Genomic DNA, 13,012 nt, shown 5'->3' on the forward strand with positions numbered 1-13,012 from the left:
GGGTGGATAACCCAGCCGGCCGTGGCGCGCCAGATACCGACGTCTTGGCGCGACAGGGACCATCGGTCGATCACCCTGCCGGCCGTGACGCGCCAGAGTTTCCGACCGTCAATGGCGATCGAACGCCGGAAGCGGTGTCGCTTCGCGACGCCTCTATTTGATGTCGCCTCCGGGCGACACCGTTCCCGGTGATCAAATGCAATGACCGGTTGGAAACTCTGACGCGCCATTGCCCGTCGGTGGTTCATCCGATGGGTCCTGTCGCGTCAAGTACCTGCGTCAAGTACAACGACGATCGCTTCATCGGGCAGCAAGGTGATGTGCGACGGGTCGAAGCGTTTCTGAGTCGAGTCGAGAGACGTCGTGAGGAGAACCTCACCGCCTGCTGTAACGCCCGGCAGCGAGAATGCCTGGCGGGCGGCGGTGAAATTAATCGCGACGAGCATGTGGGCCGCCGGCGGGCCGTCGTGCTCACGGAGATAGACCAGGCAGGACAGTGGCGCGCCTTCCACTTCGCGATACCGGCCGGCACGCAACGCCGGCGAGGCTTTCCGCAATGCGATGAGTCTCCGGTAGAGGGAGAGAAGCGATGTCGGGTCGCCGGACTCGACCGCGACGTTCACAGACGGAGAGTCGGGTGAGATGGGCAACCAGGGCGTGCCGGACGTGAACCCCGCGTGGCGCGTACCGTCCCATTGCATCGGCGTGCGCGCCGGATCGCGCCCCGATTGCAGCAGCCAGTAGCGTTTGGTGTAAGGATCGCGCAGGTCGCGGTAGCGGAGCTTGACGTCGCGCATCCCGATCTCCTCGCCGTAATAGAGAAACGGCGTGCCCCGCAAGGTCAACAGCAGGACGGCCGCCGCGCGTGCGCGCCGAGCGGCGGTGGCCGAATCGACCGCCCGGCCATAACGCGTGTAGTGCCGGCTCTGATCGTGATTGCTCAAGACCTGCGTGGGCCATCCCCCCGGCGGGATCGCGCCATCCCACTCTCGGATGATCCGCCGGAATCGCTCGGGGTCCCAGGCGGATTTCAGCAGCCGAAAGTTGAAGACCATGTGCAGCTCATCGCTGCCGTTGCCGTAAAAGGTCGCCGGCCCTCCACGCGTGTCCGAAGACGCCTCGCCGACCATCACCGCATCCGGGTACGCATCGGTCCATGTGCGAAGCAGTTTCAAGACGTCGTGCACAAACGGCTGATCGCGGTTGTAGTGATGCAGTTGGCGTAAATAGGACCGGAGCGCGCCATAGCGGCGCGGGTTGTTCGGCCAGTTCTGATCTTTGCCGATCCAGTTGATCGCATCCAAGCGAAAGCCCGCCACCCCGCGATCCAGCCAGAACCGCATCACGTCATGCATTGCGGCCTGGACGCCGGGATGGGTCCAATTCAAATCGGGCTGCTCGGTGAGAAACGAGTGCAGATAGTACTGCTGCGTCGCCGCATCCCACGCCCACGCGGAGCCGCCGAACACCGCCACCCAATTGCTGGGCCGCCGCCCATATGGGCCGGAGTCGGCCCACAGATACCAGCCTCGCTTGGGCGAAGAACGTGAGGCCCGCGATTCGAGGAACCAGGGATGCTGATCGGAGGTGTGATTGAGCACGAGGTCCATCAGAATGCGAACCCCGCGGCGATGGGCCTCTCGCACGAGGTGGTCAAAATCCGCGAGCGTGCCGAACCGAGGGTCTATAGTGCAGTAGTCGGCCACGTCGTAGCCGAAATCTTTCATCGGCGAGGGGTAGATGGGTGAGAGCCAGATCGCATCGACACCGAGCGAATGCGGCGAGCCGTTCAGATAGTCGAGCCGGTTGATGATGCCCGGCAGGTCCCCGATTCCGTCAGCATTGGAGTCCTGAAAGCTCCACGGGTAAATTTGATAGACCACCGCCTCCTGCCACCACGGTCGGCCGCTCGTACCGGTCATCGCGTGCCCTCCAGTAGACGCTTCAACGCGCGTGCATTTGTCACGGCATACCCCTCCGCATCGTTGTTGAAATAGGCGTAGACGTCGAGGCCGTCATCGAGATACTGAGCAAGTGCCTGCGCTTCCTGAGCCAATTCATCATCGGAGTAGTTGGACGCGAACATCCGGCTGCGGCCATGATAGCGGATGTAGACGAAGTCGGCGGTCACCACGTCCCGACGCCGATACTTCGCGCCATCAGCGATGCACAGCGCCGCGCCGCGGCGGTTCAGCAATCGATACGTCTCGGTGGCGAACCAGGAGTCATGTCGAAACTCGAACACGAGCCGCAGCCTGTCACGGCCACTATGCTTCGTCGCCACGACGTCCCAGGCTTCATCAAGAAAGGCCGACAACCGCTTCAGGTCCTTTCGAAAACTCGGCGGGAACTGTAAGAGGATCGGCCCGAAATGTTCCTTCAGGGCCAGGGCATTGTGAACAAACGTGCGCCATGCTTCATCGACATCGAGCAGGCGTTTGATATGGGTCAGCAGTCGATTCGCTTTGACCGAGAAGAGAAAATCCTCGGGGACCTGTCGGCCCCATTTGTCGAAGGTCTCGGGCCGTGGCACATGGTAGAAGGAGTAGTTGATTTCGGTCGTCGCAAACTCACGGCTATAGAACGCCAAATACTCACGGCTTGCGAGTTCCTCAGGGTAGAACCGACCACGCCAACTCCGATACGTCCATCCCGACGTTCCGATCCACAGCCGTCCCGCCTGGCGCGCAGCCATGCCGTGTCATTGTATCGCTGCTACTGTCGCGCACGAAGGTTGATGACGCCGGCCTCGGCATCCCGTTGGGCGTCGGCGTAGCGCGCCGGCGTGCCGACATCCGACCAGTAGCCGGTCATCTCGTAGCCGAGGACCGTTTCGCCCCGGGTAATCTCCCGAACGTACGCATCGATGATCGACGATTCTTCGCCGGGGGGCACATCACAAAGCAGCCGCGGATGGATCACGTGGACGCCGGCAAACATCCGCCGGTGGATGGGTGTGCCGGTGGAACGGCCGCGACCATTGATCCGAATGATGTGCCCTCGTGCGTCAATTTCCAGCGCGCCCCATCGATCGACCTCCGCATCCTGCCGAACGACCATCGTCGCAAGCGGCCCTTGCTCCCGGTGGAATCGTAGCAGCTCGGTGAGATCCAATTCCACCAACGTGTCACCGTTCAGCACGAGCACGGGCCCGCCTTGCAAAAACCATTCCGCGTGCTTCAGCCCACCGCCGGTTCCCAACAGCGTCGTCTCGTGGGAATACTCGATCCGCATGCCGAGCGCCGAGCCATCGCCTAGTTCTTTCTCGATCAGGTGTCCGAGATGGTGAAGGTTGATGATGACGTCGCGCACGCCGTGATGCCGCAGAAGGAGGAGATTCCAGACGATCAACGGCTGGCCAGCGACACGCAGAAGCGGCTTGGGCGTGGTGTGCGTCAAGGGCCGGAGGCGGGTGCCGAGACCGGCCGCAAGGATCATCGCGCGCATGGGAACCAAACAGACGTTCAAGGTTCGAGGTTCGAAGTTCGAAGATTGAGGAAAGTTGGAGATTCCAAGTTCGAGATTCCCAGAGAGAAACAATAAATCTCTCCCTCAAAACCTTCGCACTTCGAACCTCGAACCTCGAACGGTTTGTTCCTATTGCAGTTCCGGGACATACGGCGTGAGGTGGCGGCGGAGCGTTGCCAGCTCGGGATATTTGGCGAGGTTCCTTTTCACGTAGCCGAGGACACGCGGGATGTCGGCCAGAAATTTGGGATTGTGCTTCACGCGATCGATGTAGACGAATCGGCCGGCGGCCTTGAGATTGCGCTGGATGCTCATGAGATCGAACAGCCGACGAAATTCGTCACGGCTTCCGAATCGAGACCCGGCCGCCGCCATGCCGTCCACATACGCGGCAATCAGCTCCTCGATCAACGACTCGTCCAATGCCATGTACGCATCACGCAGCAGGGAGGCCACATCGTAGACCGCGGGGCCCATCAGCGCGTCTTGAAAATCGATCACCCCGAGGCGGTCGTGATCGACCATCAAGTTTCGTGAGTGATAATCACGATGGGTCAGGACCCGCGGTTGCCCGGCGAGCAGCTCCGCGATTTTTTTGAACTCGGCTTGGATGGACACCGCATCATCCGCGCACATCGGCTTGCCCTGCCTCGCCACGACCCCGTATTCCAAGAAATGCTCGAACTCCCACATGAGCAGCGGGACGTCGAAAGCGCGAGCGAACGCGATACACTTCGGGTTCGCCGGCACGGTTGCCTGTGTGTGGATACGAATTAGCATATCGATGGCGTCGTGGTACAAACGCCGGCTCTGTCCCGGATCTTTCCGGCACGCCTCCGCGAGCGTCACGTCACCGAAATCTTCCAGATAGAGCAAGCCCGCCGCGTGATCGTAGTAGTACAACACCGGGACGGAGACGTCGGCTTTCGCAAGGTGATTCAACACATTAATAAAGGGTAGCTCCCGAATCTCCGTCTTCGCCCCGCTGATGGCTTCTTCGGACTGCTTGAAGGCCTCCGGCGAGGCGAGCTGCATGAGGATCAGCGAGCGTGAGCCGCCATTGAGAATCACCCGGAAATAGCGTCGATTGGACGCATCGCCGGCGAGAGGCACCAGACGGGAGAATTCGGCGTGAAAAGGAATCTTGGCGTGAATGGTCTCGGCGATTAACCCCAAATCGGGCGGCGCCGGTGAAGCAACGGTCATCGGAGACAAATTATAACGAGGAAGGCCTAGGTTGTCACGTCAGCACCTGATCGCTGCCATGATCCAAAAAAAACGGGAGCCGTCCGGCTCCCGTTCAATGAAATGCTGGCGCAACCGTGCTATCGATGTCGCATTACCGTCTATCGAGGCGCCAACGGGCAATGGCAATGGCCGCGAAAGCGGTCCCGAACAAGAGCAGCGAGGACGGCTCGGGGACTGCGGTCGTCGTCGTCAACGTTGCGGTCAACGATTCCAGTGTATTCGTGAACAGCCCTCTGTCCGTGGACCTGGACCCGAACGTCAGCTGGACGTAGAACGGGTTCGAGACGATGGATCGGACATCGGAGAAGGTGATGTTCTGCGACGTCGAGTTCCCGCTGACGGTAAAGGCAAAGGGCGAGGAGGCCGAATCGCTTAACGCATCGACATCGGCCAGCAACGTGCCGGTCGAGGAGAAGAATTTCACCGTTTCAAAAAAGCCCGCCGGATCGTTTCCCCCGATCAGGTCCAGATCGGTGAACGTGAAGGACAGGACGGCCAACGCCAGCGGGGGTGCGGCAACGGGAGAGAACCGGAGATACATGGTCAACGCATTGTTATTCGTGAAGGGGGCGAAGACGGAATCGGCGAACGTCCCCGACTTCCCGCCCGGGTGATTGGTAACACCATAGATGCCGTTATCGGCGGAATTGAGCGGGATGTAGAAGCCGATTTGCCCGGTGCTGCTGTTGTAGCACGCGCCGGATCCGCAATTCGGCACTGCTTGAGTATTGGCGCCTGCTCCGGTGAGGGCCTGAACCGGCTGACCAAAGGAAGAGATGGCGTGTGCTTCAGTGGCTGCGGAAAGCATAAGAACGACGAGCAGCAGCCGTGTGATGACGTACATTATGGGTTTCCTCCTCATAAATGGACCAAACATCGCCAACCATCGACGCTCGATATACTTCTTGATACTTAAGCAATAGCTGTTCCATTACTAGTGTTTTATAACTAGCTTGGATTTCGCGATGGTGAAGTGCCGAGGCGCGGAGCGTTCGCGGCGGACGCTGTAGAAGCGTCAACTTCCTTTACAGTGACCAGATGGGAAGCTGAGCGAGAAATACCACTTGGAGTGCAATGCGTTAGGGAACAGGCATGACGCGAACTTCGGAAGGCTGTCGGATTGTTTTACAAGCGAGGCGGAACAGTCGACTAGATTACACCCGATCTGTGATTCACCTCCTCCCAAACAATCGGCGATTGGGCTGCATTCCGAATGTCGATCGTCATATCAGCGCATGGGTTCGGTTGCCCACCATCTTCCCGTTGTCACGTTAAGGGAGAAACGCTATTCTTCCAGTCCAATCGACATCTCAAAACATGTGTCACGACCCTCGTAGTTTCGTTTGAGGCGCATTGAAGGAATTGTTCATGAGTCCTGAAACCCATTCTCAGCTCGCCGACTTCATTTGGAAAATTTGTAATTTGTTGCGTGGGCCTTACAAACGGAATGAGTACCGCAAGGTTATCCTGCCGCTCACCGTGCTCCGCCGCTTCGATTGCCTGTTGGCTCCAACTAAGGCAAAGGTCCTTCAGCAGCACGCCGCGATGAAGACCAAACCGGAGAACGTCGTTCGACGCCTGCTTCAGAAGATTACGGGTCGGCCGTTCTATAACCTCTCGAAGCTCGATTTCGGCAAGCTGCTCGATGATCCCAATCAGCTCGCGCCAAACCTCAACAGCTATATCAACGGGTTCTCACCGAACGTTCGTGCCATTATGGAGCGCTTCGCGTTCGATCAGCAGATCGCCCGTATGGCGGAGAAAAATCTTCTCTACGAGGTCATCAAGGCATTCCGCAACGTCGATCTCTCCCCCGACCGCGTGGACAACGTACAGATGGGCTATGTCTTCGAGGAACTGATCCGGATCGGGGCGGAACAATCGAACGAGGAAGCGGGAGAGCACTTCACGCCGCGCGAAGTCATCAAGCTGATGGTCAACCTGCTTCTCTCCCCTGAGAAGGACCTCCGCCGCAGCCATGTCGTGAAAACGATCTATGACCCGGCCTGCGGCACCGGCGGCATGCTCTCCGTGTCAGAAAAATACATCCGCGACCTAAACGGCCAAGCGAACCCGATTCTCTTCGGGCAGGACTGGAACGATGAAGCGTGGGCGGTGTGTAAGTCCGATATGCTCATCAAAGGCGAGGATGCCGACAATATCCGCCTTGGCGATAGCTTCACCCAAGACGCCTTCGATCGCGACAAGGACGGAAAGAAGATTACGTTCGACTACATGCTGGCGAATCCACCGTTCGGCGTGGAGTGGAAGCAGCAGGCCCGGTTCATTGAACAGGAGCACGAGACGCTCGGCGACCAAGGACGGTTCGGCGCCGGCCTTCCTCGAATCAACGACGGATCGCTGCTCTTCCTCCAGCACATGCTCCCCAAGATGCGGCCGCCCAAGGACGGCGGCAGCCGCATCGCCATCGTCTTCAACGGCTCGCCGCTCTTTACCGGCGATGCCGGGAGCGGCGAGAGCAACATCCGCCGTTGGATCATCGAGAACGACTGGCTGGAAGCCGTCGTCGCGCTGCCCGATCAGCTCTTCTACAATACCGGCATCTCCACCTACATTTGGGTCCTCACCAACCGGAAGGAAAAGCCGCGCAAGGGCAAGGTCCAGCTCATCGACGCGCGCCAGTTCTTCGTCAAGATGCGCAAGAGCCTCGGCAACAAGCGCAACAAGATCGGAGACAAAGATGAAGGCGAACCGGATCAGATCGGCGAGATCACGCGCATCTTCGGCAACTTCACGGACGGCGAGATGCGCACCTTTACCGTTGACGGCCGACAAAAGACGCTGACCGTCAGCAAGGTCTTCGACAACGCCGACTTCGGCTTTCACAAGATCACGGTCGAACGCCCGCTGCGACTCAACTTTCAGTGCAAAGAAGAGCGGATTGCCCGGTTGGAAGAAGAAAGCGGCGTCAAGAATCTCGCCGCCAGTAACAAGAAAAGAGAAGACCAGCGGCTCAAAGAAATTGAAGCCGGTAAGAAACGGCAAGAAACGATCCGTACCCTACTGCGTGCTTTGGCCAAAGCAGGCGGAGAGAAACTGTACAAAGACCGCCAAGATTTTCTCGCCGACCTCAAGGAATTAGACCGCAAGCATGCCGTGCGGCTCAGCGCATCCGAACTCAAAGCAGTGTTGAACGCCCTCGGTGAGCGGGACGACACGGCCGAGATCTGCCGAGACCGCGACGGTCATCCCGAACCCGATCCCGAACTGCGCGACACCGAAACGGTGCCGCTCAAGGAGAACATCGAGGAGTATTTCAAGCGCGAAATCCTGCCCCACGTACCGGACGCTTGGATCGATCACGACAAGACCAAGATCGGGTATGAAATCCCGCTCAACCGTCACTTCTACCGCTATGAGCCACCGCGGCCATTGGAGCAGATCGAGGCGGACATTAAGGCGCTGGAAAATGAAATCCTCGCGTTGTTGAAGGACGTGACGGCGTGAAATACCTGGCGTATCCAAAATATAAAGCAAGCGGCATCGAGTGGCTTGGCGACGTGCCGGAGCATTGGGAGGTAAGACGACTGAAAACTGCCTCTGCTCATTATGTTAGCAATGTCGATAAAGTCGCATCCGATAAAGAGATGCCGGTCCGTCTCTGCAATTACACAGACGTTTATTACAACCACTATATCCGCCCACAAATGGGATTGATGGAGACGACGGCGACGGCAGACGAAGTTCGTCGCTTTAGTCTGCATGTGGATGACGTTGTAATTACCAAAGACTCCGAGGAGTGGAGTGACATAGCTATTCCTGCCCTCGTGGTCGAATCAGCACCAGACCTTGTATGCGGCTACCACCTTGCCATTGTTCGACCTGCTCAAGGAATACTGCTTGGTCGTTTTCTGCTTCGATTATTTCAGTCCTGTGCGGTAAACCAGCAGTTCCAAATTGCCGCTACAGGAGTGACGCGCTACGGGCTTCCGAAAAGTTCAATTGGAGATGCCGAGATTCCGCTACCATCTCTCATCGAACAATGTGCCATCGCCGATTTTCTGGATACCGAGACGGCGAAGCTGGACACGCTGGTGGTGAAGAAGCGGGAGTTGATCGAGAAGCTGAAGGAAAAACGAGCTGCACTCATTTCACAGACAGTCACCCGCGGGCTACCGCCCGAAGCCGCCGGTGCCGCCGGCCTCACTCCTTATCCGAAACTCAAGCACTCAGGCATCGAATGGCTCGGAGACATTCCGGAGCATTGGGAGGTAGAGCAACTCAAATGGGCGATCATGTTCCAACGTGGTCACGATCTGCCATCGGACGAACGCGAGGAGGGCAAAATTCCTGTGGTATCTTCTTCGGGCGTCTCTGCTAGCCATTCAAAAGCAGTAGCCAAAGGGCCAGGAATAATCACCGGACGCTACGGCACGATTGGGCAGTTTTATCTGGTCGAAGAAGATTACTGGCCGCTCAATACCACTCTCTACAGTATCGACCTCCGCGGTAATGATGTGCATTTCTTACAATACATGCTCACTCATTTATCGCCGCTGTTTTTACTCAGGATACGCAGCCAAAGCTGTGGGAGCAGATGCGGACGCTGCATGGGGAAGGGTTGAAAAGCCTCCTCATCACCACCTTGGTCAAAGAACTCGCTCTCAAAGGGACGCTTCATGTTCTGCGCCATGGCTTCAAGTTCTACGGCAAGATGTTTCGGCTCGCGTATTTTAAGCCCGCGCATGGATTGAATTATGAGATTCTGGAACTCTTCAGGAAGAACCGCCTGACCGTAACGCGGCAAGTCCCCTGTCATCCCGGCACATCACACACCGTGGATTTGCTCTTCGCGGTCAACGGTCTGCCGGTGGCAACCTGCGAGTTGAAGAACCCCGGTACGGGTCAGAATTGGCGCCACGCCGTGAGGCAGTATCAGGAGGACCGGGATCCGAGGGCGCCCTTGTTCCAGTTCAAGGCACGGGCGTTGGTCCATTTCGCCGCCGACCCTGATGAAATCCACATGACGACCTGCCTGCGGAAGGAAGTCACGCATTTCTTACCGTTCAACCGCGGCAGCCGTCCGGGGGACGTGCAGTGTGGGGCGGGAAATCCACAGCATCGTTCCGGTTATCGCACGGGCTACTTCTGGGAAGAGGTTTTACAGGTCGAAAGCTTCCTCGACATTCTCGGCCACTTCATGTTCCTCGAAAAGAAAGAGGAGAAGGTAGATGACGGTCAAGGCGGCAAGAAGCGGGTGACCAAAGAAACGCTGATCTTCCCCCGTTACCATCAGCTCGATGCCGTGCGGAGGCTGGTGGTCGCGACTCGTCAGGAGGGACCTGGGCACAACTACTTGATCCAACATTCAGCGGGCAGCGGGAAGACCAACAGTATTTCCTGGCTGTCCCATCGGCTGGCGAGCCTCCACGATGAAGCCGACCAGAAGGTGTTCGACTGTGTCATCGTGATCACCGACCGGCGTGTGCTGGATCAGCAACTACAGGATGCGATCTACCAGATCGAGCATGCGCAAGGCGTCGTGAAAGCGATCGACGAAGATTCGAAGCAACTCGCAGCGGCCTTGATCGACGGCACGAAGATCGTCGTCACGACCTTGCAGAAGTTTCCGTTCGTGCTCCGAGGTCTGCTCCATGCAGCAGGTGCCGAAAACCAAGAGAAGGCAACCACCGAGGAGAAGCAGCAGGCCAAGGCCTGGCAGGCTGCCATTGCCGCAAGGAAATACGCGGTCATCGTCGATGAAGCGCACTCGAGCCAAACCGGAGAGACCGCGCGAGAGCTGAAATCAATACTCGGCGAACCGGCAATGGATACCGAAGAAGGAGAATCGGACTGGGAAGACAGGCTCAACCAAGTCATGCAATCACGCGGCCGGCAGCCGAATCTGAGTTTTTTCGCCTTCACCGCCACGCCGAAAGGAAAGACGATCGAGCTGTTCGGCAGGATCGGTCCTAACGGCAAGCCCGAAGCGTTTCACATCTATAGTATGCGGCAAGCCATCGAAGAAGGTTTCATCCTCGACGTGCTGGCCAACTACACCACCTACGCCACCTATTTTCGCCTGTTGAAGGCGGCCGAGGATGACCCGACACTCCCGAAGAAAAAGGCCGTCCGGGCGTTGGCGAAATTCATGAGCCTGCACCCCCATAACATCGAGCAGAAGACCGAGGTCATGGTCGAGCATTTTCGGCGGAGTGTCCGACATCGTCTGGGCGGACGTGCGAAGGCGATGGTCGTCACTTCCTCTCGGCTGCACGCGGTGCGCTACAAACTCGCGTTCGATCATTACATCGCGGAGCACGGTTACACCGATATTCGCCCCCTTGTGGCCTTCAGCGGCACGGTCGAAAACCCGGAGACCGGACAGGAATACACCGAGCCGAGCATGAATTTGGACATAGTCACGGGCAAACCGATCAGCGAAATGCAGCTCCCTGAACGCTTCGATTCGGCGGACTACCAGATCTTATTGGTCGCGAATAAGTACCAGACCGGCTTCGATCAACCGTTGCTCCACACCATGTATCTAGACAAGCGACTGGACGGCGTGCAGGCCGTGCAGACGTTGTCACGCTTGAACCGGATGATTCCGGGGAAGGACGCCCCGTTCGTTCTGGATTTCGTGAACGACTCGGAGACCATCTACCGAGCGTTCAAACCATACTACGACAAGACCGGCATTCAGGAGACGTCTGATCCTTCGAAACTCGAAACGCTGAAACATGAACTGGATCAGGCCCAGGTGTATCACTGGAACGAGGTCGAGGCATTTGCACGAATCTTCTACAAGCCACCGGAGCAGCAGAGTCCGGCCGACCATGCCCACATGCAGCGCCACCTTCAGCCGGCCGTGGACCGCTTCAAAACCATTCCCGACGAAGAGAAGCGAAGAGAATTTCGGGACAAACTGAGCGGCTATGTGCAGGTATATGCCTTCCTCAGCCAAATCATTCCGTATGCCGATCCCGAATTGGAAATGCTCTACAGCTATGGTCGATTTCTCCTCCCACATCTCCCATCGGACCGGGAAGGGCAGGTCGTGAAAGTGGGCGAAGAAGTGGCATTGCAATATTACCGGCTGGAACGCGTCTTCTCCGGAGCCATTGAGTTAAAGGAAGGAGATGCGCAGTATGTGAAAAGCCCGACGGAAGTCGGAACGGGCAAGGCGAAGGAGGAGAAGGCGCCGCTCTCGGAAATCATCCAGGTATTGAACGAGCGTTTCGGCACGCAATTCACGGAGGAGGACCGGCTCTTTTTTCAGCAGATCAAGGAGAAAGCCTGCAAGGATACGCACGTGATCGAGACGGCTCTCGCCAACCCGCTCGACAAGTTCGAACTCGGCATTCGGAAACTCATTGAGGATTTCATGATCGAAAGGCTCACCGAAAACGATCAGATCGTGACGCGCTACATGACCGACCAAGATTTTCAGGGCTCCGCCTTCCCGATCCTTGCCCGAGAGATTTTTGAAACGGTCCGAGGAAGTTCATCAACTTCTCAAGATTCATCTCCTTCCATGGAGAAGTGACTTTCGCGTTACGTCCCAAAAATGCTTGGAGTTAACCGCATGATTCGCGACACGCAGTTTTGGCACGAATGGGAAGAGGCGGAGATCCGCCGCACGCCGCCCGATTACTGGCACAACCTGCGAATCATGGAGGCCATGTACGAGCACGCGCGGGCGCTTGGGGCCTTTTCGGGAGAGTCGTCGGAGAACTTGCAGACGAAGATTGCCATGGCGCGGGTGATCAATGTTTCAAGAGCTACTGGAAAAGATCGGCCACGCGCTTGACGCGTCGGGCATCCCCTATATGGTGATCGGCGGCCAAGCCGTTCTCCTCTATGGAGAGCCTCGGCTGACGCGCGACATCGACATCACGTTGGGAGTCGATGCCGATCGTGTGCCCGATATCCTGAGGGCCTGTGAACAGATCGGCTTGGCGGCCCGCGTCGCGAATCCGGCCGAATTCGTCGGCAAGACCATGGTGTTACCGTGTGAAGAGAAGAGCAGCGGCTTGCGCGTCGATTTCATTTTTTCTTGGTCGCCCTATGAGCAGCACGCGCTACAGCGGACGAAGTCGGTACAGATGGGACGCACGGCCGTGCGGTTTACTTCCGTCGAAGACTTAATCATCCATAAGATCATTGGGGGACGGCCTCGGGACCTGGAAGACGTGAAGATCGTCCTGCTCAAGAACCCGAACGTCGATACCGGCTACGTTTGCCGCTGGCTCCAAAACTTCCAAGACGCGACGACCGAGCCGTACGTCGAACGATTCAAAGAAATCCACCGACGACTTTCCTAACGAACTCC

At 57.7% G+C, this 13,012-nt stretch carries 10 protein-coding genes and 1 pseudogene; 6 read left to right on the forward strand and 5 right to left on the reverse strand.

Features of this window, described 5'->3' with window-relative positions:
• The first annotated feature begins 2 nt into the window (after nucleotides 1-2).
• A complete protein-coding gene (locus AC1U7K_RS03655) occupies nucleotides 3-161 on the forward strand; it encodes a hypothetical protein (RefSeq protein WP_480249436.1) in 159 nt (52 codons plus the stop codon).
• A gap of 105 nt (nucleotides 162-266) precedes the next feature.
• On the opposite strand, the gene AC1U7K_RS03660 is transcribed toward AC1U7K_RS03655, so the two are convergent.
• From AC1U7K_RS03660 to AC1U7K_RS03680, 5 genes are all read right to left on the reverse strand, one after another.
• Complete coding sequence (locus tag AC1U7K_RS03660) at nucleotides 267-1,922, reverse strand: alpha-glucosidase (protein WP_480249437.1); 1,656 nt, start codon at nucleotides 1,920-1,922, stop codon at nucleotides 267-269.
• Nucleotides 1,919-2,695 carry a DUF72 domain-containing protein gene (locus AC1U7K_RS03665; RefSeq protein WP_480249438.1) on the reverse strand — a complete coding sequence of 259 codons (777 nt, stop codon included), beginning with the start codon at nucleotides 2,693-2,695 and terminating at the stop codon, nucleotides 1,919-1,921. The genes AC1U7K_RS03660 and AC1U7K_RS03665 overlap by 4 nt, the downstream gene beginning before the upstream one ends.
• Before the next feature lie 20 nt (nucleotides 2,696-2,715).
• Complete coding sequence (locus AC1U7K_RS03670; RefSeq protein ID WP_480249439.1) at nucleotides 2,716-3,447, reverse strand: nucleotidyltransferase family protein; 732 nt, start codon at nucleotides 3,445-3,447, stop codon at nucleotides 2,716-2,718.
• Nucleotides 3,448-3,597: 150 nt separating this feature from the next.
• The gene (locus tag AC1U7K_RS03675) at nucleotides 3,598-4,674 is read right to left on the reverse strand and encodes an aminoglycoside phosphotransferase family protein (RefSeq protein ID WP_480249440.1); all 1,077 of its coding nucleotides are present in this window, start codon (nucleotides 4,672-4,674) and stop codon (nucleotides 3,598-3,600) included.
• Between the two features lie 133 nt (nucleotides 4,675-4,807).
• On the reverse strand, nucleotides 4,808-5,560 hold the full coding sequence (locus AC1U7K_RS03680; protein ID WP_480249441.1) for a PEP-CTERM sorting domain-containing protein: 753 nt from the start codon (nucleotides 5,558-5,560) through the stop codon (nucleotides 4,808-4,810).
• A gap of 524 nt (nucleotides 5,561-6,084) precedes the next feature.
• Here AC1U7K_RS03680 and AC1U7K_RS03685 point away from each other — a divergent pair.
• The 5 genes and pseudogenes from AC1U7K_RS03685 (at nucleotide 6,085) to AC1U7K_RS03705 (ending at nucleotide 13,004) form a co-directional block, all read left to right on the forward strand.
• Nucleotides 6,085-8,184: a type I restriction-modification system subunit M gene (locus tag AC1U7K_RS03685; RefSeq protein ID WP_480249442.1), complete on the forward strand. Its 2,100-nt coding sequence runs from the start codon at nucleotides 6,085-6,087 to the stop codon at nucleotides 8,182-8,184.
• Nucleotides 8,181-9,302, forward strand: coding sequence for a restriction endonuclease subunit S (locus AC1U7K_RS03690; protein ID WP_480249443.1), 1,122 nt, complete (start codon nucleotides 8,181-8,183; stop codon nucleotides 9,300-9,302). The genes AC1U7K_RS03685 and AC1U7K_RS03690 overlap by 4 nt, the downstream gene beginning before the upstream one ends.
• Nucleotides 9,239-12,226 (forward strand): annotated as a pseudogene (locus AC1U7K_RS03695) (type I restriction endonuclease subunit R); the annotation flags it as partial. The gene AC1U7K_RS03690 and the pseudogene AC1U7K_RS03695, both read left to right, overlap by 64 nt.
• A 39-nt stretch (nucleotides 12,227-12,265) precedes the next feature.
• Nucleotides 12,266-12,490, forward strand: coding sequence for a hypothetical protein (locus AC1U7K_RS03700; protein WP_480249444.1), 225 nt, complete (start codon nucleotides 12,266-12,268; stop codon nucleotides 12,488-12,490).
• The gene (locus tag AC1U7K_RS03705; RefSeq protein ID WP_480249445.1) at nucleotides 12,450-13,004 is read left to right on the forward strand and encodes a nucleotidyl transferase AbiEii/AbiGii toxin family protein; all 555 of its coding nucleotides are present in this window, start codon (nucleotides 12,450-12,452) and stop codon (nucleotides 13,002-13,004) included. The genes AC1U7K_RS03700 and AC1U7K_RS03705 overlap by 41 nt, the downstream gene beginning before the upstream one ends.
• The last annotated feature ends 8 nt before the right edge of the window (nucleotides 13,005-13,012 follow it).

The sequence above is a fragment of the Nitrospira sp. Vd2 genome (assembly GCF_979581665.1).